Here is a 26,775-nt window from a genome sequence, read left to right as displayed (position 1 = left end):
CTTGTTTAACACTTGGTTCTTGATTTCATTTGCTGCGACAGTTGTGTCTGCCAGCTTCTGGCCTGTGATGCCACATTGGGTTTGGGCACCATTGATGCTGTTGTTACTGCTAGCACCAACAAAGTATAGCGTTTTCCGGAGTGCAAGAGGTCCAGTAACAGCATTGATACTAGTTATCTGCCTAGGGAATGCGATTGAAATACAAACGAGTCGCTTATTCCAATCAGGGCAGAATACTACCATAAATGCGTCGGTTGTTAGCCTTTTTAGTGAAAATAGCCACGGTTTTGAAAGCGTAATAGTAGTCAGATCAATTGGCGGCGAAAAATTAATCTTTCCTCAATTGATAAAATTGCGTTTGTTTACTCCTTTCAAGCTAACTCTTGGAGATGATGTCTATTTATCGGCCTCAATAAAGCCGATATGGGGCAAACTCAACGAAGCCGGCTTTGACCGAGAAAAGTACTTGTTTAGTTCTGGCGTGGTTGCCAATGCAACTTACAGAGCAGATACCAAGTACCGAATTCATTCTAGCACCAACTTACGCGCCCAATGGTTTGAAGCCAGCCTTGAAAGGTTAAGTCTGCTGGCAAATCAAGATCTCATTATCGCTTTGAGTTTTGGATATCGAGACCTTATTCCGCCTCAGCGGTGGGATATGCTTAAAAGCAGTGGCCTGATTCACTTGATGGCTATTTCGGGGCTGCATATTGGGATTGCCTTTGGTATCGGCTATCAGATTGGCAAGATATTAAGGTTACTTTCCCCTTCATTTCTTTGGTTACCTACAATATTCGGGCTCGGCTTGGCGTATTTCTATAGTTGGTTTGCTGGATTCACGCTGCCAACTTTGAGAGCTTTGGTGATGTGCGTTATCGCGAGTTATTTCTTGTGGCGTGGGCAAAATATCAGTTTGCTTCGGTATGTTACTTTAAGTCTGTGCGTGGTTCTGCTGATTTGGCCGTTTTCAGCTTTGTCGAGCAGTTTTTGGTTGTCCTTTGGTGCATTGGGCGCTGTTTTCTATATCGCCTGTAATACTCAGCGCTCAGCTTCAAGCTTTACATTTATCGACCACGCACTCCAACTTATTAAGCTTCAACTGATGCTGACATTCCTTATCGCGCCTTCCTCGATGTTGTTTTTCAAAGGAGTCAGTTTAGTCTCTGTTTTCTACAACTTGTTCCTTTTGCCTTGGGTATCGATGGTGACGATCCCGCTGTTGTTTCTGGCAATGTTTCTAAGCTTAATATCGGAGTCAGTGTCTGGCGTGGTTGGTATAACAGCGCTAGACAATGATTTGGTCAGTCAGCTGTGGAAGTTAGTCGACTTATCGCTTGAGCCTCTCGTATTTAGTCTTCCTTTCTCTGAGCGATTTTGGATCCAAGTCGATAATCAGACGATTGCATTATCAGTATTCCTTATCTTGTTTTTGAGCTTTGTTAGTCGGTATTTCAAGCGAACATTATCGATATTGGTAACTGCAGTGTTTGTGCTGTGGTGGGAGTTCAGCAAACCCCAGCAAGACAAACTAACTATTGATATCTTGGATGTTGGGCATGGGTTGTCTTTGGTCTTGGAAAAGAACAATCAGATTGTTGTTTATGATCTTGGCAATGCGTGGCCAGGAGGCTCGGTTGTTGAGTCTTTGTTGATTCCTACTTTGAATCAGCGGGGGATTTATGAATTAGAAGGCGTGATTGTGAGTCATTTCGATTCTGACCATGCTGGTGGTTATCCGGCATTACTTGAGAACTATACGCCAAAGTGGATAAGAACCAGTCAGAACATTATTCAAGAACGCCAATCTATCACTCAAGCCCCGTCTAATATTCAAACATGTACTATTGGAGAGGTTTGGAACTGGCAAGATGTTGTTTTTGAGGTGTTGTGGCCGCCTAAGCAAGTAAAGAGGGCGTATAACCCACATTCGTGTGTGGTCAAGGTCTCAGATCATAGTGCTGATTTCTCAATGTTGCTCACTGGTGATATTGAACTGGTAAGTGAGTGGTTACTTGCTCGTGAAGGAGAACAGCTAAGGAGTGATGTTATGTTGGTTCCGCATCATGGCAGCGATTCGTCATCGATTAAGTCGTTTATTGAGGCGGTGTCTCCTCAGCTGGCGATAGCTTCTCTTGCCAAAGGCAACCAGTGGGGAATGCCGAGTGAGTTTGTTATTGAACGTTATCAGGAAGCGGGGAGTACTTGGCTAGATACTGGAGAAAGCGGACAAATAACCATCACTCTTAGCAAAGAAGGTTGGCAATATCATGCGATTAGAGAACAACAAGGCGGGCAGTGGTATAGGCAGATGCTCCGTAAGGGAGTAGAATAGATAGATTATTGTGAGAAAATTAAGTGATTCTATGTCAACACAAACAGATGAAACTACCTGGGTCACATTTAAAAGACTTTGGACTTATATTCGATTATATAAGGCCGGCCTAGGTGTTGCGGTAATTGCGCTTATTATAAATGCCGTTTCTGATACCTATATGATTTCCTTACTAAAGCCGTTACTTGATGAAGGCTTTGGTAATGCTGAATCTGACTTTTTACGTACACTTCCACTTATTATCTTTGCCATGATGTTCGTTCGTGGCGTCAGTGGCTTTGTTTCAACCTATTGCTTGAGTTGGGTCTCTGGCAATGTGGTGATGGAAATTCGTCGTAAGATTTTCAGCCATTTCATGCACATGCCTGTTTCTTTCTTCGATAAAGAACAGACAGGCGCATTGCTATCTCGAATTACTTACGATTCAGAGCAAGTGTCTGCAGCAACCAGTAAAGCGTTAGTCAGTATTGTCCGTGAAGGTGCAAGTATTATAGGCTTGTTGACGCTGATGTTCTGGAATAGTTGGCAGTTATCTTTGGTGTTATTTGCTGTAGCGCCTTTGGTTGCGTGGGCGATCAGTATCGTATCGAAGCGATTCAGAAAGATCTCTAAGAACATGCAAACTAGCATGGGTCACGTTGCTTCTTCAGCTGAACAAATGCTGAAAGGGCATAAAGTGGTTCTAACTTACGGTGGTCAAGATCTAGAAAAACACCGCTTTGATAAAGTTAGTAACCAAATGCGCCAACAAAGCATGAAGTTAATCACTGCTCAAGCGGCCGCTAACCCGATTATTCAAATGATCGCATCAGTTGCGATTGTTGTTGTTCTATTCCTTGCTAGTGTCGATTCTATTAAAGCCGAGCTTACTCCTGGTACGTTTACCGTTGTCTTCTCTGCAATGTTTGGTCTATTACGTCCGCTAAAGGCGTTAACTAACGTAACGTCTGAATTCCAACGTGGTATGGCTGCGAGTACGACTCTATTTGGCTTGATGGATCTAGATACCGAGCAAAACAAAGGAACGTTGAAACCTGAAACTGTAACGGGTGAAGTTGCAGTAAAAGATGTCACGTTTACTTATGACGGTGCAGAAAAACCAGCACTTGATAAGGTCAGCTTTAATATACCGAAAGGTAAAACGGTTGCGCTTGTTGGGCGATCGGGTTCGGGTAAGAGTACCATTGCCAACCTATTCACTCGTTTTTATGATGTAGACTCTGGTTCAATTGAGCTTGATGGCCACGACATTCGTGATTACGAATTGAGAAATCTGCGTGAGCACTTTGCTCTCGTTTCTCAAAATGTTCACTTGTTTAACGATACGGTGGCTAACAACATCGCTTATGCAGCAGAAGAACAGTATTCACGTGAACAGATCGAATACGCGGCTAAGCTTGCTCATGCAAGTGAGTTTATCGAAGGCATGGAAAATGGCATCGATACCGTTGTTGGTGAAAATGGCGCAAGCCTTTCTGGTGGTCAAAGACAACGTATTGCGATTGCACGTGCTTTATTAAGAGATGCGCCTGTGCTGATTCTTGATGAGGCGACGTCTGCACTGGATACTGAGTCAGAGAGAGCGATTCAATCTGCACTAGAAGAACTGCAGAAAGACAAAACAGTATTAGTTATCGCACACCGACTCTCTACGATCGAGCAAGCTGATGAGATTCTAGTGGTTGATGATGGTCATATTGTAGAAAGGGGCGCACATGCTGAGCTAATCGCGCATGATGGTGCTTATGCACAATTACACCGAATTCAGTTCAGCGGATAAATTAGGTTTTGTTGTGATCGAAAAGATTTGGTTTAACAATCACCCGTTGAAATATCTTCTCTGGCCGCTATTGTGGCCACTGAGTCTGCTGTTCAAATTGATTAGTGGTCAACGTCGTGATGCTTACCTCTCTGGGAAGAAAGAGACCTACCGCCCGCCTTTACCTGTTATTGTTGTGGGCAATATTACCGCTGGTGGAAATGGTAAAACCCCGGTTGTGATTTGGTTAGTAGAAATGCTTCAGGCTCACGGCTTTAAACCTGGAGTTGTGTCTCGTGGTTACGGTGCAAAAGCACCAAGCTATCCGTTAGTGTTGAATGAAAATACGCCAGCAGAGCATTCGGGTGATGAACCTCGCTTGATTCGTAAGCGAACTGGTGCGCCAGTCGCAGTCGACCCTGTGCGAGCTAACGCAGTGAAAGCATTGCTGAGCAAAGGTGTTGATGTGATTATCACTGACGATGGCCTTCAGCATTACGCGCTTGAACGCGACATTGAATTTGCAGTTATCGACGGCGCAAGACGCTTTGGTAGCGAATGCCTAATTCCTTTAGGCCCGTTAAGAGAGCCTGTATCTCGTTTAGATGAAGTCGACTTTTTGGTTAACAATGGCGGTAAAGCGCATGGGCGAGAGTTCTCGATGTCTTTGCTTCCAAGCCAAGCGGTTAACCTAAAGACTGGTCAGAAAAGGTCTGTGGCAGAATTACAGAAGCTGGTTGCTTTTGCCGGTATTGGCCACCCACCGCGCTTTTTTAAAACATTGGAAGATCTTGATGGTGATGTGGTATTCACACAGGGTTTCGCCGATCATCAAGATTTTGATAAAGATGAACTTCATGCCTTAGCTAAGAAAGGTATGAATCTGATTATGACAGAAAAAGACGCTGTAAAATGCGAAGAATATGCTCAAGATAACTGGTGGTATCTTCCAGTTTCTGCGCAGTTCGATGAAGATTCGCAACAGCAAATTTTAAAAAGAATAAAAGAGGTTATGGAATACTATGGATCACCGTCTACTTGAGATCGTTGCTTGCCCTGTATGTAAAGGTAAACTAACTTTTGACAAGGATAAGCAAGAGCTTGTTTGTAAAATTGATCGCCTTGCTTACCCAATTAAAGAGGGTATTCCTGTTCTTTTAGAACCTGAAGCTCGCACCGTTTCTATGGATGAGGGTAAGTAATGTCTTATACGGTTGTTATACCTGCAAGATACCAATCGAGCCGTTTACCAGGGAAGCCACTTGCTGACATTGGTGGAAAGCCGATGATTCAATGGGTATACGAACAGTCAATGAAAGCGGGTGCCGATAACGTTATTATCGCTACCGACGACGCTCGAGTTGAAAAAGCGGCTAAAGCATTTGGCGCGACCGTTTGTATGACATCACCGAATCACGAATCGGGCACTGAACGCCTAGCTGAAGTGATTGAAGTTATGAATATTCCTGATGATCATATTATCGTTAATGTTCAAGGTGATGAGCCACTTATCCCACCTTCGATCATTAATCAGGTTGCCAACAATCTTGCTAACAGTACAGCTCCGATGGCAACGTTAGGTGTGGAAATCACTCATGCTGATGAAGTGTTTAACCCTAATGCCGTTAAAGTTGTAACCGATAAAGACGGTTATGCCTTGTATTTTAGCCGAGCAACCATCCCTTGGGATCGCGATGCTTACGCGAACAACGGTACTGCAGCGGAATCTCCTTTGCTTCGTCATATTGGTATCTATGCTTACCGAGCGGGTTTTATCAATACCTACATTAACTGGGAACCAAGCACTCTTGAACGTATTGAGTGCCTAGAGCAATTACGAGTACTTTGGTACGGTGAAAAAATCCACGTAGACGTTGCGGCGGAAGCACCTGCGGCTGGTGTTGATACGCCTGAAGACCTAGAAGCGGTTCGAGCTATTATTGGTTAAGCTTCTTTGAGCTGTTTACAGAACACCACTGAGCCTTGCTTATTGCGAGGCTTTTTTATGTCTATAGAAAATTGCGAACGTGTCTTATGGATCTAAGCTCGCGTATTGACCTAAGCAAACGGATATTGGGCTGGTTGCATTGGTTTATGCATCATCAACTCGGAATTATCTGAGATTTACCTCGCTCGAGTTCCAATTTTTCTCTATAATATGCCGCCTATAAAGTAGTGGCGAATCGCTAGTACAGAATAAAACTTACGACAAAACGTGGAGTAAAAGATGCCTTCTCAAAGCCCAGTGATTACGGTTGATGGACCAAGTGGTGCAGGTAAAGGTACCCTGTGTATGTTGCTAGCAGATAAGCTAGGCTTTCATCTTCTAGACTCAGGCGCGATCTATCGCGTATTGGCTTTAGCGGCAATTCACCATGGTGTGGATACTGAATCAGAGGATGCTTTAGTACCGCTTGCGACACACTTAGACGTGCAGTTTATTGCTGAAGGCGACTTAGTTAAGGTTATCCTAGAAGGTGAAGATGTGTCTGGTGAACTTCGCAAAGAAGAAACCGGCATGGCAGCTTCAAAAGTGGCCGCTTTACCTCGCGTTCGTGAAGCTCTGCTTCGTCGTCAACGCGCATTCAGCGCGGCACCTGGTTTGGTAGCTGATGGCCGTGACATGGGAACGGTTGTGTTCCCTGAAGCTGAAGCGAAAATATTTTTAGATGCAAGTGCTGAAGAGCGTGCGAGTCGCCGCCTTAAACAGTTGCAACAGAAGGGGTTAGATGTTAAATTTGACGACCTTTTGAGCGAGATCCAAGAGCGAGACGACCGAGATCGTAATCGCCCAGTGGCGCCACTTCGCCCTGCAGAGGATGCTCTAGTGCTTGATTCCACCTCAATGAATATTGAGCAGGTAGTAGAAAAAGCACTACACTATATTGAATCGAAACTGGCTGGGTAATTTCGCCGAGCTAGTACGAACGTTGGTCGCAAGGATGATGACCGGCGAATTTATCAACCCCATGCGGTAGGATACCCATGGACGTTTAATTATTGAAGATTAAATAATGACTGAATCTTTTGCTCAACTCTTTGAAGAGTTTCTATCTGAAACTGAATTCCAACAAGGCAGCATCGTTAAAGGTACTGTAGTAGCTATCGAGAACGGTTTCGTTCTTGTAGATGCTGGTCTTAAGTCTGAATCTGCTATCCCTGCTGAACAATTCAAGAACGCTGCTGGCGAACTTGAAGTTGAAGTTGGTGCTGAAGTAGACGTAGCTCTAGACGCTGTTGAAGATGGTTTCGGTGAAACTCAACTTTCTCGTGAGAAAGCTAAGCGTCACGAAGCTTGGATCGTACTTGAGAAAGCTTGCGAAGAAGCTGAAACTGTTGTTGGTATCATCAACGGTAAAGTTAAAGGCGGTTTCACTGTTGAACTTAACGGTATCCGTGCTTTCCTTCCAGGTTCTCTAGTAGACGTACGTCCTATCCGTGACACTGCTCACCTAGAAAACAAAGAGCTAGAGTTCAAAGTAATCAAGCTAGACCAGAAGCGTAACAACGTTGTTGTTTCTCGTCGTGCTGTTATCGAATCTGAAAACAGTGTTGAGCGTGACGAACTTCTTGAAACTCTACAAGAAGGTACTGAAGTTAAAGGTATCGTTAAGAACCTTACTGACTACGGTGCATTCGTTGACCTTGGCGGTGTTGACGGTCTTCTACATATCACAGATATGGCTTGGAAGCGCGTTAAGCACCCATCAGAGATCGTTAACGTTGGTGACGAAATCCTAGTTAAAGTTCTTAAGTTCGATCGTGAGCGCACTCGTGTTTCACTAGGTCTTAAGCAACTAGGCGAAGATCCATGGGTAGCAATCGCTAAGCGTTACCCAGAAGGTCACAAGCTTTCTGGTCGTGTTACAAACCTAACTGACTACGGCTGCTTCGTTGAAATCGAAGAAGGCGTTGAAGGTCTAGTACACGTTTCTGAAATGGATTGGACTAACAAGAACATCCACCCTTCTAAAGTTGTTAATGTTGGCGACGAAGTTGAGGTTATGGTTCTTGATATCGACGAAGAACGTCGTCGTATCTCTCTAGGTCTGAAACAGTGTAAAGCTAACCCATGGCAGTCATTTGCAGAAATGCAAGCTAAGGGCGACAAAGTTACTGGTAAGATCAAGTCTATCACTGACTTTGGTATCTTCATCGGTCTAGAAGGCGGTATCGACGGTCTTGTACACCTATCTGACATTTCTTGGAACGCTGCCGGCGAAGAAGCTGTACGTGAATACAAGAAAGGCGACGAAATCTCTGCTGTTGTTCTAGCAGTAGATGCAGAGCGTGAGCGTATTTCTCTTGGCGTTAAGCAAATGGAAAACGACCCGTTCAACGCATACGTTGCTGACAACAAGAAAGGTGTTCTTGTAAACGGTACTGTTACTGCAGTTGACGCGAAAGGCGCTACTATCGAGCTAATCGAAGGCGTTGAAGGTTACATCCGCGCTTCTGAAGTTTCTCGCGACCGTATCGAAGATGCATCTCTAATCCTAAGCGTTGGCGACAGCGTTGAAGCGAAGTTCACTGGTGTAGACCGTAAGAACCGCGTAATCAACCTATCTATCAAAGCTAAAGATGAAGCTGATGAGCAAGAAGCAATGGCTTCACTGAACAAGTCTGAAGAAGGCGCGTTCGGTAACGCAATGGCAGACGCATTCAAAGCTGCTAAAGGCGAATAATAGCTTCTCATTAAGAGAATTATAGCTATCTAGCCAAGAAAGGAGCCGTAAGGCTCCTTTTTTTTTGCTTATTTTTCCGATAGGTCTATAATTTCTAAAAAGAAAACCAACGAGGGTAACTATGACTAAGTCTGAATTGATTGAGAGACTGTGCGCTGAGCAAACGCATCTTTCTGCAAAAGAAATTGAAGACGCTGTAAAAGACATTTTAGAGCATATGGCTTCAACACTAGAAAGTGGTGATCGAATCGAAATTCGCGGTTTTGGCAGCTTTTCTCTGCATTATCGTGAGCCTCGTGTTGGACGTAACCCAAAGACTGGTGACAAGGTTGAGTTAGAAGGTAAATACGTTCCTCACTTCAAACCAGGTAAAGAGCTGCGTGAACGAGTAAACTCAGGAATGTAGCCTACTTATCGGAATTAAGAAAAGCGGCATACTATAATGTATGCCGCTTTTTTATGACCATAATATGGTGGTCTGATTAGTAATTTTCCTGCATAATCGTACAGCTAACCAACCAATGAGTGATGAACTATGAAAATTATAAAAATAGTCGCCGTTATCGCACTTTTCCTAATTGCACTGGCTTTAGGCTCTCAAAACCAAACAACTGTGAATTTCAACTATCTGCTAGCGCAAGGTGACTTCCACCTATCAAGTTTATTAGGTGTTGTATTCGTTTCAGGCTTCGCCCTTGCTTGGTTAGTCTTTGGTAATATGCACATGCGGTCTCAGCTAAAAATTCATCGCTTGAAGAAGCAACTCAATAAGCAATCAAAGCAGGTCCCTGCTGATACTAAAGCTTAAAGGCTATATTTGATGTTAGAGTTACTGTTCTTACTTTTGCCCATCGCAGCCGCTTATGGCTGGTATATGGGTAATCGTAACGCTCAGCAAGAAAAACAAAAGCAATCACACCAGATCTCCCGTCAATACGTGACGGGTTTGAACCTATTACTGTCAGATCAATCTGACAAAGCGGTTGATCACTTTATTGAACTGCTTCAAGTAGACAATGAAACCATCGATACTCACTTGGCTTTGGGCAACTTGTTCCGCTCAAGAGGCGAAGTCGACCGCGCTATTCGTATTCACCAAAATCTCATCTCTCGTTCGGGGCTTACCCTCGATCAGAAAAATCTCGCACTGCAACAATTAGCTAAAGACTACATGGTCTCTGGCTTCCTTGATCGCGCTGAAAAAATCTTTGAACAACTTGTAGAAGAACCTGACCATAAAGAGGGCGCTTTACAGCAGTTGGTGGCTATTTATCAGCAGACCCGTGAGTGGAACAAGGCTATCCATTACGGAAATATCTTAGTTAAGCTCGGCAAGAAAAAAATGAAGATGCGTGCCACAGTCGCGCATTTCTGGTGTGAGCTTGCAATGCAAGAACAAGCCGATGGTAATCGTTCTAAAGCGCTTCAGCATTTTAAGAAGGCGCTTTCTGAAGACCCTAAATGTGTTCGCGCAAGTATCGCACTAGGGAAGTTCCACTTAGCGAACGAAGATTACCAAAAGACAATTGATTGTCTTGAATCGGTACTTGAACAAGATATCGATTTTATCAGTGAGGTGTTGCCAACCCTTGCTGAGTGTTACCACAAGCTTGGACAAGAAGCTCAATTGGTCGAGTTCCTCAAAGCGTGTATTCAGAAGAAAGCCGGTGTATCTGCCGAACTGATGCTAGCGCAATTGGTTGCTCACCATGAAGATGTAGGCTCTGCTCAAGAGTTACTGACAAAGCAGCTTGTTAAAAATCCAACCATGAAAGGTTTTTATCGATTAATCGATTACCACCTAGCGGAAGCAGAAGAAGGCCGAGCAAAAGACAGCTTAACCACACTTCAATCTATGGTTGGTGAACAGCTTAAGGTTAAGCCTCATTACCGTTGTCGTCAGTGTGGTTTCTCGACACACTCTTTGTATTGGCACTGCCCTTCATGTAAAGGGTGGGGGACGATCAAGCCTATTCGTGGGCTTGATGGTGAATAGATTTGTGGTCACTTTAAGACCAAATTATTAATTGCAGCTTTCGGGCTGCATTTTTATGACTGTTATTTATCACCTGCTTAGGTGATTAGAAATTTTTAGAAAGTTAACTGCGTTAGGAGATGAAATGAACGACCAAAAAATCATTGTAGCCTTGGATTATGATAATCAAGCGGATGCGTTAGCCTTTGTCGATCGAATTGACCCAGCATCTTGCCGCCTAAAAGTGGGCAAAGAGATGTTTACCCTGTTTGGCCCTGAATTTGTTCGTGAATTACATAAGCGTGGTTTCTCAGTATTTTTAGACCTTAAATTCCACGACATCCCGAACACATGTTCAAAAGCAGTCCGTGCTGCCGCTGAACTGGGTGTTTGGATGGTGAACGTACACGCAAGTGGCGGTGAGCGTATGATGACGGCTTCTCGCGAAATCTTAGAACCTTATGGCAAAGATCGTCCACTGTTAATCGGTGTAACGGTACTCACCAGTATGGAGCAATCTGACTTAGCGGGTATCGGTCTGGATCTTGAACCACAACAACACGTGATGCGCTTGGCTTCTCTAACGAAAAACTCTGGCTTAGACGGTGTTGTATGTTCTGCACAAGAGGCTTCTTTGCTTAAAGGTGCACTTGGTCAAGAGTTCAAGCTAGTTACTCCAGGTATTCGTCCTGTCGGCGCAGATGTTGGTGACCAGAAGCGCATCATGACGCCTTCTAAAGCGATTGAATCAGGTTCAGACTACCTTGTTATTGGTCGTCCGATTACGCAAGCGATAGACCCTGCTGCTGTACTTGCAGAGATCAACGGTACGCTTGCTTAAGTCTATATTTGGATTGAGATATAAATAAAGAAGGCCAGCAAATTGCTGGCCTTAATTTTTTAGTCTGGATTAGTCTAAACTGGACTGAATGTTCTGTGTGGAGCCTAAACCGGAGCACCACTATGGAATTTGAAGTCGCTGTCTTCTGAAGTGATAAGATCAGCTTCTACTTGAGCAAAATGCGAAATACGCTCTGAAATATCTTTCCCTGCGATCTGTTCTGCTAGCTCAAGGTAATCTTGGTAGTGGCGAGCTTCTGAACGAAGTAGAGACACGTAAAACTTCTCCATGTCTTCTTCCAAGAAAGGAGCCAATTTAGCGAAGCGCTCACAAGAGCGAGCTTCAATAAACGCACCGATGATAAGCTTATCAACCAGAGCATCAGGCTCGTAAGTCTTAACTTGTTTGATCAAGCCCTTAGCGTAACGACCCGCCTCGATTGGCTGGTAAGTCACGCCTTTCTTCTCCATCAACTCCATGACTTGGTAGAAGTGATGCAGCTCTTCTTTGATCAGTAAAACCATCTTATCGATTAGGTCAGCACCGTAATTACAGCCTTCTTTCGCTGTGATTTGCTTGGATACGTTGCTTTTACCACGCAGAGACTCTAAGTCTCCGATACGACGGTAAGCAAATTGCTCGTATGGCAAAATCCATTCATTCAGTTGCTTCGCGCTTTCTTTATCGACGGCGTACTTGCGAATAAGGAATAAAGCACTCTGTGCCGCCTTAAGTTCACACAGCATGTGATCGCGTAGAATGATGTGAAGATTTTCTGGCTTTTTGGCTTCATCTATCCATGAATCTGGCGTTTCGGCTTTAAGAAAAGAGTGGATTGGAGCGAGTAATTCTTGATACATGGTCAGGGAAAGTTTGTTGATAATGCGGGGATTTTATCACAGCTCAAGAGATCTCCCTATACAGAGAAAGGAAATTCAACAGCTACAAAAAAGGCCGCCTATTTAATGTAAATAAGGCGGCCTTTAAGTGTTGAGTTAGACTGTTACCATTTCTTCTTCTGACCGAAGAGGGCATCCATATCGTCTTCTCGTTCTTTAGATTCCATCTGCTGCAAATCTTGAGCGTTTTTGTCTTGGCGTTTCTGGTCAAGCTCGTTAAGCATCTGTTGAAGCTTTTCTTTGGCTTGATTAGAGTACGAGTCGTTCTTAGTCGCCAAAGCATCAATACCTTTGCGTAATAGCTGAATCGCTGTTCCCGGTTGTCCGCGAGAAATCGAATCGTTTGCACGTTTGATAACATTTTCAATGTTAATACGGATTTGAATTGTTTCTAGGCGAGCATTTTCAACCACATAAGCTTGAGTCTCGAAACGGCCTTTATTGTGCTCGTTGCGCACCGTATCACGCAGGCGTTTAACTAACTTAAGCATCATGATCGCTTGCTTGTCACTACTTGGTACGCGGAAAGCGGTACTCTCGCCACCTTTGTAGTTCTCTTTTAGCTGAGTGATTTGTTGTTTTACGCTTTCAATGCGTTGGGCAAGCTGCTTATTTTTTGGATCGAGTTGATACATGTTTTCTAATGCATCAAGAATTCGATTGTTTAAGCATACAAGAAGATCTTGGCTAAACGGCATGTGATGAGCGTTGCCAATCAGTTCTTCTGTACCGTCAATAATGGTTAGATAACGAGAAGCTTCCTGTTTCTTCGCTGTTTCTACCTTAACTTTATATTGAAGCATGATGTTGTAGCCTAAAACTAACACCAAAAGAACGGCTACTAAGACGATTATTAAACCAATATTCATATATTTGAGTCTGCTTATTATTTTCTATAGCTAACTGGAGAGGATACACGATTCCATTGTGTATCGGCACTCGTAAATTGCAATTTCTGATTATCTCTTGTTGAGCGAAATCGGCAATCAAAACTTACCAACTAATGTATGAGAATGAGGGTTGGGTTGCAAAGCGTTAGTGATGTTTTTGTTTGTTAAGCTAGAAAAACTCAATTTTCCTGTCATTTTTGTGTTCGAAGCGTTATAACTATTAATTATATTACACGCGACTATAACGCTCTCTTTGCAAATAAGTTAGCACAGAAATGAGTAAAGGATTACGAGGTTAGATATGAAGTTACAGCAACTGAAGTACATTGTTGAGGTTGTAAACCATAACCTAAATGTTTCAGCTACAGCAGAGAGTTTGTACACATCTCAGCCTGGCATTAGTAAGCAAGTTAGATTACTTGAAGACGAACTAGGCATTCAGATTTTTGAGCGTAGCGGCAAGCATCTAACGCAGGTTACCCAAGCGGGTGAGGATATCATTCGTATCTCTCAAGAGATTTTGGCGCGCGTTGAAAGCATTAAAGCGGTAGCGGGTGAACACACACATCCAGAGATGGGTACATTGAATATTTCAACGACTCATACTCAAGCTCGTTATGCACTGCCTGATGTGATTAAAGGTTTCACGGCGCGCTATCCAAAAGTATCGCTTCACATGCACCAAGGTACGCCAAGCCAAATGTCAGAAGCCGTCGCTAAAGGTACAGCGAATTTTGCGATTGCAACGGAAGCGCTACACCTTTACCAAGATGCGATTATGCTGCCTTGTTACCACTGGAACCGTTCGATCGTCGTGACCAAAGATCATCCCCTGGCACAGAAGCGTAATATCACGATCGAAGATCTTGCGGCTTACTCTCTCGTGACTTATGTATTTGGTTTCACTGGCCGTTCTGAGCTTGATACCGCGTTTAACAAAGTAGGTTTAACACCGCGTGTTGTGTTTACTGCGACCGATGCAGACGTAATCAAAACCTACGTTCGTATGGGCATTGGTGTTGGTGTAATTGCAAGTATGGCTATTGACCACGAGCAAGATACTGATTTGGTTGCGATTGATGCGAGTCATCTATTTGGTGCGAGCACAACCAGCATTGGTTTTAGAAAAGGCACCTTCTTGCGTTCTTACATGTTTGATTTCATGGAGCGTTTTGCACCGCACTTAACTCGCCCTGTGGTTGAGCAAGCTATTTCTTTGAAATCGAACGAAGAGATCGAAGAGATGTTTAAGGATATCGATCTGCCGGTGAGATAGTGATTAGAACATTACAAGACTAGAAGCTCGGAAGCATTTCTAAATTTTAAATCGGTCTGTTATCAGGCCGATTTTTGTTTTAATTATGTGTCATCCTCAAACGTTCGCATCTCGATAACTTTTCTTTACACTGCCTCTCTTTGCGCCGCATCTCATGTAGTGCCTTTCTATTTCGGCCTCTACCCTCTACAATCCACCCATCATAGGGGGAAGCATGCATTCACGATTCAAAATACTCGACTCATTTTTGTTAGAGCACCAAATTTATTGGCGTTCAGAGCCCTTCCATCTATGTCGAACTCACCAAACACCATGGCGCAATGTGAATCGTCCTCTTGTTGATTGGTTAGAAGGCTTGAGTATTCAGCGCATTCAAACGTTGAAAGAGCAGCCTCAGCTATTGGCCGATGAATTGACTCTTTTCCTCCCTCAATTATATGCCGTTAACCAAAATATCCAGTTTGAAAGAGCGACACTTGCCGGGTTAAAGCTTGCTCGCGGTACTGGAGATGGTATTCCTGGAAGAAAGTTGCAACAAATTGTTTCGATGGGAGAAGCTGTGCTTGAGAACCATTATGGAAAAGAGTGGTTGGAATGGTGTTCTGGTAAAGGCTTTCTTGGTCGAATCCTATCTCAGCAATCGGATCAAAAAGTCACTAGCTTTGAATGGCAGCAATCGTTATGCGAAAGCGGACAAAAGATTGCGGATGACCAAAAGTTAGCGATGAATTTTGTTCAAGGAGATGCGTTTTCAGACAAGGCCGATGACGTGTTTAACTCAAACCAACATGCCGTAGCCCTTCATGCTTGTGGCGATCTTCATGTTGAGTTAGTTAAAAAGTCAGTGTCACACGGGCTACCCGCGGTCACGATTTCCCCTTGTTGTTATCATCTTATTCGAGACGAAAACTACCAAGCGATGTCTTCTGTCGCGAAAAAATCAGTATTAACGTTAAGTAAGAGCGATTTAAGAATCCCGCTTCAAGAAACCGTCACTGGTGGTGAAAGAGTAAAGAGACATCGTCAACTAGAGATGAGTTACCGTTTGGGTTTTAGCCAACTGCTTAAGGCTGAACTCCATATTGACGAATACATCCCTGTACCGAGCATCAAAAAATCAGAGTTAGCTGAGGGTTTTGAATCCTTCTGCCGCTGGGCATCTGAAGTGAAAGAGCTATCGCTGGGTTCAGAGATTGATTTTGACTCTTATTTAGTTCAAGGCGAAGCGCTTTTCTGGGAAATGGAAAAGCTGAGTTTGGTTCAACAAGTCTTTAGAAGACCTTTAGAGATATGGCTGGCTTTAGATCGCGCTATCTACCTTCAAGAACAAGCTTATGAAGCTTCGATTGTAGAGTTCTGCGAACGCAGTATTACGCCAAGAAACCTGTTGATTCATGGGGTTAAAATCGAGCGCGAGTGGTAAACCGTCCTGTTACGTGTTTTTACGAACTAAATCCATTAATGCAAAAAAGCCAGCGCGACATTATGTCGTACTGGCTTTTTGTTTAATGTGTATGAGTTAACTGAACGCTTCAACGAGAAGATTATAGCGTTCAATTAACCACTACATCATTAATTAAACATTGCGATTGCTTCTGCTGGGTCTACGTATTCAAGGTCAAAGCTCTCTGCAACTTCTTTACAAGTTACTTTACCGTGAATAACGTTTAGACCTTCTAGGAAGCCTTCATCAGATAGAAGTGCTTCGCGATAGCCCTTGTTCGCTAGCTTAACAATGTAAGGAAGTGTTGCATTGTTTAGTGCGTAAGTTGAAGTGCGAGCAACAGCGCCAGGCATGTTTGCAACACAGTAGTGAACTACGTCATCAACAATGTAAGTTGGGTCTGCGTGAGTGGTTGCGTGAGAAGTCTCGAAACAACCGCCTTGGTCGATTGCAACGTCAACAACTGCTGAACCTGGTTTCATCTTAGCGATGTGCTCTTTTGTAACCAGTTTTGGCGCTGCCGCACCAGGGATTAGTACAGCACCAATCACTAGGTCTGCTTCTAGAACATGCTTCTCAATGGCGTCTTCAGTAGAATAAACCACTTTTGCGCGACCTTGGAATTCTTCATCAAGACGACGCAATGTATCTACGTTACGGTCAAGAATTGTAACATCAGCGCGAAGGCCTACAGCCATACGTGCTGCGTTAGCACCTACAACACCGCCACCAACAACAACAACTTTTGCTGGTTCAACACCTGGAACGCCACCAAGAAGAAGACCACAACCACCGTTAGATTTCTCTAATGTTTGTGCACCTGCTTGAATAGACATACGACCAGCTACTTCAGACATTGGTGCTAATAGTGGCAAGCGACCCATATTATCTGTTACAGTCTCATAGGCTACGCAGACAGCTTTGCTCTTGATAAGCTCTTCAGTTTGTGGAAAATCTGGTGCAAGGTGTAAATAGGTAAATAATATTTGCCCTTCGCGAAGCATAGCTCGCTCGACAGCTTGAGGTTCTTTAACCTTTACAATCATCTCTGCTTTCGCGAAAACGTCAGCAGCAGTAGGAAGAATGGATGCGCCTACAGCGATGTAATCATCGTCTGAAAAACCGATACCAGTACCGGCATTGGTTTCTACAAAAACTTGGTGGCCGTGTGAGATTAGTTCTCTCACGCTAGCTGGGGTCATACCAACGCGGTATTCGTGGTTCTTGATTTCCTTAGGTACGCCAATGATCATCCTGACTCCTCATTTTATTTTGGTTGTTTTATCTATGTGTAGGGTAATTCTGTCGAATTAATATCTAGTATAGATAGGTTCAGATAAAATTTGATACTGAATATTAAAAAGTTGTAGTATATTTTTTTGCAAGGAAGTAATAAGGTGGAATAAAAAATGGCAGACAATTATAAGAAGCCGTCCAAGGAACTAGATCGTATTGACCGCAACATTCTTAATGAGTTGCAAAAAGACGGTCGTATCTCAAACGTTGAACTCTCAAAACGAGTAGGACTTTCTCCAACTCCATGTCTTGAACGTGTTCGTCGTTTAGAACGTCAAGGTTACATTACTGGGTACACAGCATTGCTGAACCCACAGTACCTTGATGCTTCACTTTTAGTGTTTGTTGAAATTACGTTGAACCGTGGTGCGCCAGATGTGTTCGAACAATTCAACACCGCTGTGCAGAAACTGGATGACATCCAAGAGTGTCATTTAGTGTCGGGTGATTTTGACTATCTTCTAAAAACACGTGTATCTGATATGGGTGCTTACCGTAAGCTACTGGGTGATACGTTACTTCGTCTACCGGGCGTAAACGACACTCGAACTTACGTTGTAATGGAAGAAGTGAAACAAACTAATCAACTTGTGATTAAAACTCGTTAGTCACAATTGGTGAAATGAAAGAAAGCGGACATTTGTTCCGCTTTCTTGCTTTCTGGAATTGGGTTTTTCTGTTTGATATGGTTAAATCAACAGTAGTTTCATTGAAACGAGCGGCTTTTGCCGCTCGAGATGTTTTTATCCCGTTTAATTATTAAGTTGGTTTATGTTCAAGCAGAGCAGTAATAAAGTAGAAACAATCATTAAAACGAGTGAAGAGCCTCAGTCTCCTCGTTTGAGTGGTTCTCAACGTCTCAAAGAGTGCAGCCTGATTCTCGGTGTTCTCTTCTCTATTCTACTTGCCGTTGCGTTATTAACTTTTAGTCCAGCTGACCCATCATGGTCGCAAACGGCGTGGGGTGGTGACATTCAAAATGCGGGTGGTTATCTAGGTGCTTGGTTGGCGGATACACTTTTCTTCGTATTTGGTTCTTTGGCTTACCCTTTGCCTATCTTGGTGACGGTTGCTGCGTGGGTATTATTCCGCAAACGTAATGAAGACGAGCAGATCGACTTCATGCTGTGGGGCACTCGCTTACTTGGCCTGACTATCCTAATCCTTACTAGTTGTGGTCTAGCGGATATTAACTTTGACGACATCTGGTACTTTTCATCAGGTGGAGTCGTGGGTGACGTCTTAACAAGCCTTGCACTTCCGACGTTGAATGTTCTTGGTAGTACGCTGGTTCTTCTTTTCTTATGGGGCGCTGGTTTTACTCTATTAACTGGTATTTCTTGGTTAAGCATTGTGGAATGGTTAGGTGAATGTGCCATCAAATTCTTCACGTCTGCTGTTAATAAGGCTCGTGGCCAAGATCAAGAGCTACTAGAGCCTCAGCTAAGAGAATCAGCAGACCGCGATTTAATCGAAGAACGTCATCAAGAACCGAGTTACCGTGATGTTACTGCTTTAGAAGATAACAAAGAATCAACAGAGCATGATCCACTAGATCCTGCAATGAGCTTTTCTGCGACCAATGATTCGTCAGATGCGGCTGCAAGTGCGCTAGAGAGCGCTGCGACACCGAAGCGCCATTACAATATTCACATGCCTGTTGAGGCGCCAGCGAAGCAAGAAGCTTCAGAACAAGAAGAACCTCAGGTTCAGCGCCAACCTCAAGTTGCACCTGCGTCGATCCCTGTAGCACCTGTTTACAAAGCGCCAGAAGAACCGTTAGAAGAAGGTATTGAGCGCTCGAAGCAGCTTAATGCCACTATCGAGCAGCTAGAAAATGCCGCTATGTATGAAGATGATCTCGCTGAGCAAGATCAGACGGATGCTCACGAATCTCAGGCTGCGTACCAACAATACATGCAGAACGACCAACCAGAAGTTGTCCCTACTGACATTGGCCTTGAAAGTGCTGAGTCAGCAGTCGATAGCACTTCAGAAGTTGATCGCACTCCAGAAGTTGAGAGTGAATTCGATACGGAAGATGTTCAACCTGAATCGTTATACGCTTCGCCAATGGGTGAACCAGAAGAACCAAGCGAAGACGATTTCTCAGTACAAGCATCACCGTTTGATGTGGCTGAAGAACAAAGTTATGAACAGTCTACAGAGTTCGAGTCTGTATCGACTGAAGAAGATAATGCAGAGCAATCTGAGTCTTTAGTTAACCAACAAAATAATTCAGAATTTGAGCAATCAAACGAACAAACTCAAGAGCCAACGGTTGATCTTCCTTGGGAACAGGTAACAGAAGAAGAGCCTCTTCACCAAGATCAAGATGTTGCAGCCTTCCAAAGCCTTGTCTCTGAGGCACAAGCGAACGTGGCGGCGACACAAAACCCGTTCCTGGTACAGCAAGATGTTAACTTACCGAAACCGGCCGAACCATTGCCAACGCTTGAGTTGTTGTTCCACCCTGAAAAACGTGAAACCTTTATTGACCGCGATGCACTAGAGGCGATCGCTCGTCTTGTTGAATCGAAGCTAGCGGACTACAAGATTAAAGCTGATGTGGTTGATATTTTCCCAGGTCCTGTCATCACTCGATTCGAACTCGATCTGGCTCCTGGCGTCAAAGTAAGCCGTATTTCTGGCCTTTCTATGGACTTAGCTCGTTCGCTTTCTGCATTGGCAGTACGTGTCGTCGAGGTAATACCGGGTAAACCTTATGTTGGTTTGGAATTGCCGAACATGAGCCGTCAAACCGTATTCTTCTCCGATGTGGTGGGCAGCCCTCAGTTCCAAGAAGCGAAGTCACCAACGACCGTTGTTCTAGGGCAAGATATTGCTGGTGAAGCAGTTATTGCTGACCTATCGAAGATGCCACATGTTCTGGTTGCAGGTACAACCGGTTCTGGTAAATCTGTGGGTGTGAACGTGATGATCTTGAGTATGCTTTACAAGGCATCACCAGAAGAAGTTCGTTTCATCATGATCGACCCGAAAATGTTGGAATTATCTATCTATGAAGGTATTCCACATCTATTGTCTGAAGTTGTGACTGACATGAAAGATGCGTCTAACGCCCTTCGTTGGTGTGTAGGTGAAATGGAACGTCGTTACAAACTGATGTCGGCTCTAGGTGTTCGTAACATCAAAGGCTACAACGACAAATTGAAGATGGCCGCGGAAGCGGGTCACCCAATTCATGACCCACTGTGGAAGCCGGGCGACAGCATGGACCCTGAAGCACCATTGTTGGAAAAACTGCCTTATATTGTGGTTGTCGTCGATGAATTCGCCGATTTAATCATGGTAGTCGGTAAGAAAGTGGAAGAACTGATTGCACGTTTGGCGCAGAAAGCGCGTGCGGCTGGTGTTCACTTGATCTTAGCCACTCAACGTCCTTCGGTGGATGTTATTACTGGTCTTATTAAAGCAAACATCCCAACTCGTGTTGCCTTTACGGTATCAACCAAAACGGATTCAAGAACTATTCTTGACCAAGGTGGTGCAGAATCATTATTGGGTATGGGTGATATGTTGTACTTACCACCGGGTTCAAGCCACACAACGCGTGTACACGGTGCGTTTGCATCTGATGATGATGTACACGCGGTAGTGAACAACTGGAAAGCACGCGGTAAGCCAAACTATATTGAAGAGATTACGAACGGCGACCAAACCCCGGAAACACTGTTACCGGGTGAGAAGATGGAAGGCGATGAAGAAGTCGATCCACTGTTTGATCAAGTGGTAGAACACGTTGTCCATTCACGTCGTGGTTCAGTTTCTGGCGTACAACGTCGATTTAAGATTGGCTACAACCGTGCGGCACGAATTGTTGAGCAGCTTGAAGCTCAAGGCATTGTGAGTGCTCCAGGTCATAACGGTAACCGAGAAGTCTTAGCACCAGCGCCACCAAAAGATTAGTTCCGGTAGGAACTCATAACTATTCAGTCGGTCAAATCGAAAATATGACCGACTTATGTTCTAACAGGATTATTGATGAAAAAAGTATTCGCACTTTTATTTATGAGCTTCTCAGTGTTTGCTTCTCCGAAAGAAGAGTTGAGTAGCCGCTTGGCATTAAACGCAGGCTTCAGCGCTGACTTTAAACAAGTCGTGACCAGCCCTGATGGTGATGTTGTTATGGAAGGTGAGGGCACGGTAGAGATTGCACGCCCAAGCCTGTTCCGCTGGGAGACCACGTTCCCTGATGAAAACTTGTTGGTATCTGATGGCCAAAGCTTGTGGTACTACAGCCCGTTCATTGAGCAAGTGAGCATTTATTGGCAAGAGCAAGCGACATCACAGACACCTTTTGTCCTGCTTACACGTAACCAAGAAAGTGATTGGGATAATTATAATGTGGCGCAAACGGGTAACCAATTCACGCTAACGCCAACTGCTGTCGATTCTAATCAGGGTGACTTCCAGATTAATATCACCGAAAAGGGCATTGTTCAGGGCTTTAATGTGATTGAACAAGACGGTCAAAAAGGTGAGTTTACCTTTAGCAATGTTGATTTGGGTAAACCTGCAGCAGACCGCTTTACTTTTGTGGCACCGGAAGGTGTCGAGGTCGACGACCAAAGAAACTGATCTAAACAAGCAGATCGTTTGGTAGTACGTCGATAGGCATTAATGCCATCAACGAATCAAGAGATTGCAATTGAGTAATTACAGCTTAGATTTTGCGGGGGACGAAGATTTTCGTCCCCTTGCTGCTCGTATGAGACCGGAAACTGTCGAACAGTACATCGGTCAGCAGCATATATTAGGCCCAGGTAAACCACTTCGCAGAGCGTTGGAAGCGGGCCATATCCACTCGATGATTTTGTGGGGGCCTCCGGGCACCGGTAAAACGACGTTAGCCGAAGTTGCAGCAAACTATGCGAATGCTGAAGTGGAACGCGTATCGGCGGTAACCTCGGGCGTAAAAGACATTCGTATTGCAATTGAAAAAGCGCGCGAGAACAAGCAAGCAGGGCGCAGAACCATCCTGTTTGTGGACGAAGTCCATCGCTTTAACAAAAGTCAGCAAGATGCTTTTCTGCCTCATATCGAAGATGGCACCGTGACCTTTATTGGTGCGACGACAGAAAACCCATCTTTTGAACTGAACAACGCTTTGTTGTCACGTGCGCGTGTCTACAAACTGACGTCCCTGAACACAGATGATATTTCTCTTGTCATTCGCCAAGCGATTGAAGATAAGCAACGTGGGTTAGGTGATGTGCCTGTTGATTTTGCTGATAATGTTTTAGATCGCCTTGCAGAACTGGTTAACGGCGACGCGCGTATGTCGCTTAACTACCTTGAACTGCTGTATGACATGGCAGAAGACAACGATAAAGGCGAGAAAGCGATAACCTTGCAGTTGTTGGCTGAAGTGGCTGGTGAGAAAGTCGCTCGTTTCGATAACAAGGGTGATATTTGGTACGACCTAATCTCCGCGGTTCATAAGTCAATTCGTGGCTCAAACCCTGATGCGGCCTTGTACTGGTCAGCACGAATGATTGCTGCGGGTTGTGATCCTTTGTATATCGTTAGACGCTTGCTGGCGATTGCTTCTGAAGATATCGGTAACGCTGATCCTCGCGCCATGCAGGTAGCGATGTCGGCTTGGGATTGCTTCACGCGCATTGGCCCTGCTGAAGGGGAGCGTGCGATTGCTCAGGCGGTTGTTTATCTCGCATGTGCACCAAAGAGTAACGCCGTTTACACCGCGTGGAAGCAAGCGTTAACAGATGCTCACAATCTTCCTGAATATGAAGTGCCGCATCATTTGCGAAATGCACCGACAACTTTGATGAAGGACATGGGCTACGGGCAAGAATACCGTTATGCTCATGACGAACCAGGAGCCTACGCCGCTGGTGAAAAGTATCTGCCTCCTGAAATGGGAGAGAAGCAATACTATTTCCCAACAAAACGAGGCTTAGAGACCAAAATTGGCGAGAAGCTAGATTATCTGGCGGATTTGGACGCAAAAAGCCCACAAAAACGCTATGAAAAGTAGTCTTTTTTGGATATCGTTACCTAGTCATAAAATTTCAATTAAATCGTTATAAATTGGTCGAAATAACACCAGTTTTAGGGGTTTAGCAGTGATTCAGTAGCAAGCTACTGAATATTCAAATAACTAAAGCATAGGATTAGCAATGCTGGATTCTAAATTACTTCGAGCTGAGCTGGATGAAACAGCGGCAAAATTAGCACGTCGAGGCTTCACCCTTGATGTAGAGACAATTCGTGAACTTGAAGAAAAACGTAAGTCCCTTCAGATGAAAACTGAAGAGCTACAAGCGTTACGTAACTCTCGATCGAAGTCCATTGGTCAAGCGAAAGCAAAAGGCGACCATGAAGAAGCTGAGCGTATCCTTGCAGAAGTAGGCAACTTAGGCGCAGAACTAGACCAAGCTAAAGTAGCATTGGCTGATCTTCAATCTGAGCTAGAAACGATCACAATGTCTATTCCTAACCTACCTGATGCAGAAGTGCCAGATGGTAAAGATGAAGACGATAACGTAGAAGTTTCTCGTTGGGGTCAACCTAAGACTTACGACTTTGAAGTGAAAGATCACGTCGATCTTGGCGAAATGTCTGGCGGTCTTGATTTTGCTAGCGCAGTTAAAATCTCGGGTTCTCGTTTCATCGTGATGAAAGGCAAATTTGCACGTCTACACCGTGCTATTGCTCAGTTCATGCTGGACCTTCACACTGATGAGCACGGCTACACAGAAATGTACGTACCGTATCTAGTGAACCACGATAGCCTTTACGGTACTGGTCAACTTCCTAAGTTCGGCGAAGACTTGTTCCACACAAGCCCGCTAACTGAGCAAGTAAGTGACGTACCTCTTAAGACTCTATCGCTTATCCCTACTGCGGAAGTACCGGTAACGAACATGGTTCGTGACACGATCACTGATGAAGCTGAACTGCCACTTAAGATGACAGCTCACACGCCGTGTTTCCGTTCTGAAGCGGGTTCTTATGGTCGTGACACTCGTGGTCTTATCCGTATGCACCAATTCGATAAAGTTGAATTAGTACAAATCACTAAGCCAGAAGACTCAATGGCAGCGCTTGAAGAGCTAACTGGCCACGCTGAGAAAGTACTTCAACTTCTAGAGCTTCCTTACCGTAAAGTGATTCTATGTACAGGTGACATGGGCTTCGGTTCTGCGAAAACTTACGACTTAGAAGTATGGGTTCCAGCACAAGAGACTTACCGTGAGATTTCTTCTTGTTCAAACATGTGGGATTTCCAAGCGCGTCGTATGCAAGCTCGTTTCCGTCGTAAAGGCGAGAAAAAACCTGAACTTGTACACACACTAAACGGTTCTGGTCTTGCTGTTGGTCGTACTATGGTTGCTATCCTTGAGAACAACCAAGAAGCAGATGGCCGTATTGCTATCCCAGAAGTACTTCAACCATACATGGGCGGCGTAACGCACATCGGTTAATTAGATTGATTAAGCATTAGGTTACTTATAAAACCCAGCCAACAGGCTGGGTTTTTTATTGCCTATAGAATAGTGCAGTGGCGAGAAATAAATAATTTTTGTTACCTATGTGTAATAGTGTTTTATTGATTTTGATAATTATTACAATCCTTAAATGTGGCTATAATATGCTCTTACCGCGGTAGGTATAGATTTTCTCGTTCAAATACTGAGGAGGGCTTATGGCCGTAGGATGGGCTGGTGACGATAGTGTCAGCCAGCAAATACAAAATACCATTGATGATGAGATCTCTCGTGTAAGAGGAAACCTTCGAGGTGGTGAGGGTTTGCGTTATTGTGATGAGTGTGGTGATGAGATTCCGGAACAAAGACGACGCGCGATCAAAGGCGTTCGTTTGTGTATAGAATGTCAGTCAATATTAGAGCATGACGCACATCGACATTCATTGTTTAACCGTCGAGCAAGTAAAGATAGCCAATTACGTTAAACTGACGGTTACCTTCAAGCAGTTAAGGCCTTACTTTTATGTAAGGCCTTTTAGTTTAATTAAATGATTTATTAATGAAGATATATAGAAATAATCGTCGCTCTTGTTTAGAGCAATAAACGCCTTATTTAAAGCAATGAGTATTTTGTAATGCAGTGTCGATAGCAGCGACCAATTGCTCAATATGTTGTGGTTTGATAATAAACGGAGGCATCATATAAATTAGCTTACCAAACGGACGGATCCAAACGCCTTGCTCTACAAAGTGAGCTTGAATGGCTTCCATATCGACGGGTGTGTGAGTTTCAACGACGCCAATAGCGCCTAACCAACGCACGTCTTTAACCAGTTCATGTTCTCGCAACGGTGGTAACAACTCAGAAAAGAGCTGTTCAATCTGTTGAGTCTGATTTTTCCAATGGCCTTGCTCGATGATGGATAAACTTGCCGCACCGACTGCGCAAGCCAATGGGTTGCCCATAAAGGTTGGCCCATGCATAAAGCAGCCTGCTTCACCACCACATACCGTGTCAGCAACTTCCTTACTCGCAAGCGTCGCTGACAATGTCATATAGCCACCAGTTAAAGCTTTGCCTACGCATAATATGTCCGGTTGAACATCGGCATGCTCACAAGCGAACAGTTCCCCTGTGCGGCCAAATCCGGTCGCAATCTCATCCAAGATCAGCAATACGTTGAATTCATCACACAGCAAGCTAACTTGTTTTAGGAACTCAGGGTGGTAGATGCGCATGCCGCCAGCCCCTTGAACGATAGGCTCTAAGATCACCGCTGCGACTTCTTGATGGTGTGCTGCCAGCTTTTCTCGAAAACTATCGATGTCACTTGAGTTCCACTCATCCCAAAAGCCTGTTTTTGGCGAATCAGCGAAAATATGTTCCGGCAAAAAGCCTTTGTAGAGGCTGTGCATCGAATTGTCAGGGTCGGTCACTGACATCGCCGCAAAGGTATCACCGTGGTAGCCATCTCTTAGTGTGAGGAACTTTGAACGAGGTTGTCCTTTAGCGTGCCAATATTGCAATGCCATCTTGAGGCTAACCTCTACGGCAACTGAACCTGAATCGGCCAAAAATACATGCTCAAGATTACTTGGCGCGAGATTCAAAAGCTTCTTACATAGATCGATAGCGGGCTGGTGGGTGATGCCACCAAACATAACGTGTGAAACCTTATCGATTTGACTATGAGCTGCAGCGTTTAGCTCTGGATGATTGTAGCCGTGAATGGTTGACCACCAAGATGACATACCATCAATAATTCGTTTTCCGCCTTCTAATTCTAGGTAAACACCGTCTGCGTTGGTGACTGGGTAGCAGGTCAGAGGTGTTAACGTTGATGTGTAGGGATGCCAGATATGCTGGCGATCAAAGGCGAGATCCATAGTAACTTCCATTCTT

At 44.3% G+C, this 26,775-nt stretch carries 23 protein-coding genes; 19 read left to right on the top strand and 4 right to left on the bottom strand.

Annotated features, from left to right (window positions below; translation table 11 throughout):
* Position 1 precedes the first annotated feature (1 nt).
* From AB4384_RS04360 to pyrF, 11 genes are all read left to right on the top strand, one after another.
* The gene (locus AB4384_RS04360; RefSeq protein ID WP_372128951.1) at positions 2-2,332 is read left to right on the top strand and encodes a DNA internalization-related competence protein ComEC/Rec2; all 2,331 of its coding nucleotides are present in this window, start codon (positions 2-4) and stop codon (positions 2,330-2,332) included.
* Between the two features lie 31 nt (positions 2,333-2,363).
* Entirely contained in the window at positions 2,364-4,112 is a 1,749-nt protein-coding gene (msbA, locus tag AB4384_RS04355; RefSeq protein WP_372128948.1) for a lipid A ABC transporter ATP-binding protein/permease MsbA, read from the top strand.
* 13 nt (positions 4,113-4,125) lie between these two features.
* Positions 4,126-5,133 (top strand): tetraacyldisaccharide 4'-kinase, encoded by a 1,008-nt coding sequence (gene lpxK, locus AB4384_RS04350; RefSeq protein WP_029235494.1) that lies wholly within the window; start codon positions 4,126-4,128, stop codon positions 5,131-5,133.
* Positions 5,114-5,293: a Trm112 family protein gene (locus AB4384_RS04345; protein ID WP_004736429.1), complete on the top strand. Its 180-nt coding sequence runs from the start codon at positions 5,114-5,116 to the stop codon at positions 5,291-5,293. The genes lpxK and AB4384_RS04345 overlap by 20 nt, the downstream gene beginning before the upstream one ends.
* A complete protein-coding gene (kdsB, locus tag AB4384_RS04340; protein ID WP_017060236.1) occupies positions 5,293-6,039 on the top strand; it encodes a 3-deoxy-manno-octulosonate cytidylyltransferase in 747 nt (248 codons plus the stop codon). The genes AB4384_RS04345 and kdsB overlap by 1 nt, the downstream gene beginning before the upstream one ends.
* A gap of 279 nt (positions 6,040-6,318) precedes the next feature.
* On the top strand, positions 6,319-6,999 hold the full coding sequence (cmk, locus tag AB4384_RS04335) for a (d)CMP kinase (RefSeq protein ID WP_017060237.1): 681 nt from the start codon (positions 6,319-6,321) through the stop codon (positions 6,997-6,999).
* A gap of 106 nt (positions 7,000-7,105) precedes the next feature.
* Positions 7,106-8,776, top strand: coding sequence for a 30S ribosomal protein S1 (gene rpsA, locus AB4384_RS04330; RefSeq protein WP_010439921.1), 1,671 nt, complete (start codon positions 7,106-7,108; stop codon positions 8,774-8,776).
* A gap of 121 nt (positions 8,777-8,897) precedes the next feature.
* A complete protein-coding gene (gene ihfB, locus AB4384_RS04325; RefSeq protein ID WP_017060238.1) occupies positions 8,898-9,182 on the top strand; it encodes an integration host factor subunit beta in 285 nt (94 codons plus the stop codon).
* Positions 9,183-9,311: 129 nt separating this feature from the next.
* Complete coding sequence (locus AB4384_RS04320) at positions 9,312-9,584, top strand: LapA family protein (RefSeq protein ID WP_017060239.1); 273 nt, start codon at positions 9,312-9,314, stop codon at positions 9,582-9,584.
* Between the two features lie 12 nt (positions 9,585-9,596).
* Positions 9,597-10,772: a lipopolysaccharide assembly protein LapB gene (gene lapB / locus AB4384_RS04315; protein ID WP_017060240.1), complete on the top strand. Its 1,176-nt coding sequence runs from the start codon at positions 9,597-9,599 to the stop codon at positions 10,770-10,772.
* Between the two features lie 124 nt (positions 10,773-10,896).
* A complete protein-coding gene (gene pyrF / locus AB4384_RS04310; RefSeq protein ID WP_017060241.1) occupies positions 10,897-11,592 on the top strand; it encodes an orotidine-5'-phosphate decarboxylase in 696 nt (231 codons plus the stop codon).
* Between the two features lie 104 nt (positions 11,593-11,696).
* On the opposite strand, the gene miaE is transcribed toward pyrF, so the two are convergent.
* Positions 11,697-12,452, bottom strand: coding sequence for a tRNA isopentenyl-2-thiomethyl-A-37 hydroxylase MiaE (miaE, locus tag AB4384_RS04305; RefSeq protein ID WP_017060242.1), 756 nt, complete (start codon positions 12,450-12,452; stop codon positions 11,697-11,699).
* A 143-nt stretch (positions 12,453-12,595) separates the two neighbouring features.
* Positions 12,596-13,360 carry a hypothetical protein gene (locus tag AB4384_RS04300; RefSeq protein WP_017060243.1) on the bottom strand — a complete coding sequence of 255 codons (765 nt, stop codon included), beginning with the start codon at positions 13,358-13,360 and terminating at the stop codon, positions 12,596-12,598.
* 322 nt (positions 13,361-13,682) lie between these two features.
* Between AB4384_RS04300 and cysB the strand changes: the two genes are divergently transcribed.
* Positions 13,683-14,657: an HTH-type transcriptional regulator CysB gene (cysB, locus tag AB4384_RS04295; protein WP_372109968.1), complete on the top strand. Its 975-nt coding sequence runs from the start codon at positions 13,683-13,685 to the stop codon at positions 14,655-14,657.
* 214 nt (positions 14,658-14,871) lie between these two features.
* On the top strand, positions 14,872-16,080 hold the full coding sequence (locus AB4384_RS04290; RefSeq protein WP_372128946.1) for a methyltransferase: 1,209 nt from the start codon (positions 14,872-14,874) through the stop codon (positions 16,078-16,080).
* A 149-nt stretch (positions 16,081-16,229) separates the two neighbouring features.
* Here the strand turns inward: AB4384_RS04290 and ald are convergent, their stop codons facing one another.
* Positions 16,230-17,354 (bottom strand): alanine dehydrogenase, encoded by a 1,125-nt coding sequence (ald, locus tag AB4384_RS04285; protein ID WP_017060246.1) that lies wholly within the window; start codon positions 17,352-17,354, stop codon positions 16,230-16,232.
* Positions 17,355-17,510: 156 nt separating this feature from the next.
* Between ald and lrp the strand changes: the two genes are divergently transcribed.
* The 6 genes from lrp (at position 17,511) to AB4384_RS04255 (ending at position 25,357) form a co-directional block, all read left to right on the top strand.
* Positions 17,511-18,005, top strand: a complete 495-nt coding sequence (gene lrp / locus AB4384_RS04280; RefSeq protein WP_004734558.1) for a leucine-responsive transcriptional regulator Lrp — start codon at positions 17,511-17,513, stop codon at positions 18,003-18,005.
* Between the two features lie 163 nt (positions 18,006-18,168).
* Entirely contained in the window at positions 18,169-21,327 is a 3,159-nt protein-coding gene (locus tag AB4384_RS04275; protein WP_372128944.1) for a DNA translocase FtsK 4TM domain-containing protein, read from the top strand.
* Between the two features lie 75 nt (positions 21,328-21,402).
* Positions 21,403-21,999, top strand: a complete 597-nt coding sequence (gene lolA / locus AB4384_RS04270) for an outer membrane lipoprotein chaperone LolA (protein ID WP_017060248.1) — start codon at positions 21,403-21,405, stop codon at positions 21,997-21,999.
* 64 nt (positions 22,000-22,063) lie between these two features.
* Positions 22,064-23,419, top strand: coding sequence for a replication-associated recombination protein A (locus AB4384_RS04265; protein WP_017060249.1), 1,356 nt, complete (start codon positions 22,064-22,066; stop codon positions 23,417-23,419).
* 142 nt (positions 23,420-23,561) lie between these two features.
* A complete protein-coding gene (gene serS / locus AB4384_RS04260) occupies positions 23,562-24,869 on the top strand; it encodes a serine--tRNA ligase (protein ID WP_017060250.1) in 1,308 nt (435 codons plus the stop codon).
* A gap of 221 nt (positions 24,870-25,090) precedes the next feature.
* Entirely contained in the window at positions 25,091-25,357 is a 267-nt protein-coding gene (locus AB4384_RS04255) for a DksA/TraR family C4-type zinc finger protein (protein ID WP_017060251.1), read from the top strand.
* A gap of 124 nt (positions 25,358-25,481) precedes the next feature.
* Here AB4384_RS04255 and bioA read toward each other — a convergent pair whose 3' ends face one another.
* Complete coding sequence (gene bioA, locus AB4384_RS04250; protein WP_102319767.1) at positions 25,482-26,759, bottom strand: adenosylmethionine--8-amino-7-oxononanoate transaminase; 1,278 nt, start codon at positions 26,757-26,759, stop codon at positions 25,482-25,484.
* Between the last annotated feature and the right edge of the window lie 16 nt (positions 26,760-26,775).

The sequence above is a fragment of the Vibrio sp. 10N.261.51.A4 genome, assembly GCF_041471945.1.
In the GTDB taxonomy this organism is placed as follows: domain Bacteria; phylum Pseudomonadota; class Gammaproteobacteria; order Enterobacterales; family Vibrionaceae; genus Vibrio; species Vibrio crassostreae_C.
The sequence above is the reverse complement of the archived record's forward strand: the minus strand, read 5'-3'. Positions and strand labels throughout refer to the sequence as shown.

Excerpts from the sequence above, each read along its gene's own strand:
- msbA (WP_372128948.1), top strand. The coding sequence starts at position 2,364 with ATGTCAACACAAACAGATGAAACTACCTGGGTCACATTTAAAAGACTT.
- AB4384_RS04345 (WP_004736429.1), top strand. The coding sequence starts at position 5,114 with ATGGATCACCGTCTACTTGAGATCGTTGCTTGCCCTGTATGTAAAGGT.
- kdsB (WP_017060236.1), top strand. The coding sequence starts at position 5,293 with ATGTCTTATACGGTTGTTATACCTGCAAGATACCAATCGAGCCGTTTA.
- cmk (WP_017060237.1), top strand. The coding sequence starts at position 6,319 with ATGCCTTCTCAAAGCCCAGTGATTACGGTTGATGGACCAAGTGGTGCA.
- rpsA (WP_010439921.1), top strand. The coding sequence starts at position 7,106 with ATGACTGAATCTTTTGCTCAACTCTTTGAAGAGTTTCTATCTGAAACT.
- ihfB (WP_017060238.1), top strand. The coding sequence starts at position 8,898 with ATGACTAAGTCTGAATTGATTGAGAGACTGTGCGCTGAGCAAACGCAT.
- AB4384_RS04320 (WP_017060239.1), top strand. The coding sequence starts at position 9,312 with ATGAAAATTATAAAAATAGTCGCCGTTATCGCACTTTTCCTAATTGCA.
- lapB (WP_017060240.1), top strand. The coding sequence starts at position 9,597 with ATGTTAGAGTTACTGTTCTTACTTTTGCCCATCGCAGCCGCTTATGGC.
- pyrF (WP_017060241.1), top strand. The coding sequence starts at position 10,897 with ATGAACGACCAAAAAATCATTGTAGCCTTGGATTATGATAATCAAGCG.
- miaE (WP_017060242.1), bottom strand. The coding sequence starts at position 12,452 with ATGTATCAAGAATTACTCGCTCCAATCCACTCTTTTCTTAAAGCCGAA.
- AB4384_RS04300 (WP_017060243.1), bottom strand. The coding sequence starts at position 13,360 with ATGAATATTGGTTTAATAATCGTCTTAGTAGCCGTTCTTTTGGTGTTA.
- cysB (WP_372109968.1), top strand. The coding sequence starts at position 13,683 with ATGAAGTTACAGCAACTGAAGTACATTGTTGAGGTTGTAAACCATAAC.
- AB4384_RS04290 (WP_372128946.1), top strand. The coding sequence starts at position 14,872 with ATGCATTCACGATTCAAAATACTCGACTCATTTTTGTTAGAGCACCAA.
- ald (WP_017060246.1), bottom strand. The coding sequence starts at position 17,354 with ATGATCATTGGCGTACCTAAGGAAATCAAGAACCACGAATACCGCGTT.
- lrp (WP_004734558.1), top strand. The coding sequence starts at position 17,511 with ATGGCAGACAATTATAAGAAGCCGTCCAAGGAACTAGATCGTATTGAC.
- AB4384_RS04275 (WP_372128944.1), top strand. The coding sequence starts at position 18,169 with ATGTTCAAGCAGAGCAGTAATAAAGTAGAAACAATCATTAAAACGAGT.
- lolA (WP_017060248.1), top strand. The coding sequence starts at position 21,403 with ATGAAAAAAGTATTCGCACTTTTATTTATGAGCTTCTCAGTGTTTGCT.
- serS (WP_017060250.1), top strand. The coding sequence starts at position 23,562 with ATGCTGGATTCTAAATTACTTCGAGCTGAGCTGGATGAAACAGCGGCA.
- AB4384_RS04255 (WP_017060251.1), top strand. The coding sequence starts at position 25,091 with ATGGCCGTAGGATGGGCTGGTGACGATAGTGTCAGCCAGCAAATACAA.
- bioA (WP_102319767.1), bottom strand. The coding sequence starts at position 26,759 with ATGGATCTCGCCTTTGATCGCCAGCATATCTGGCATCCCTACACATCA.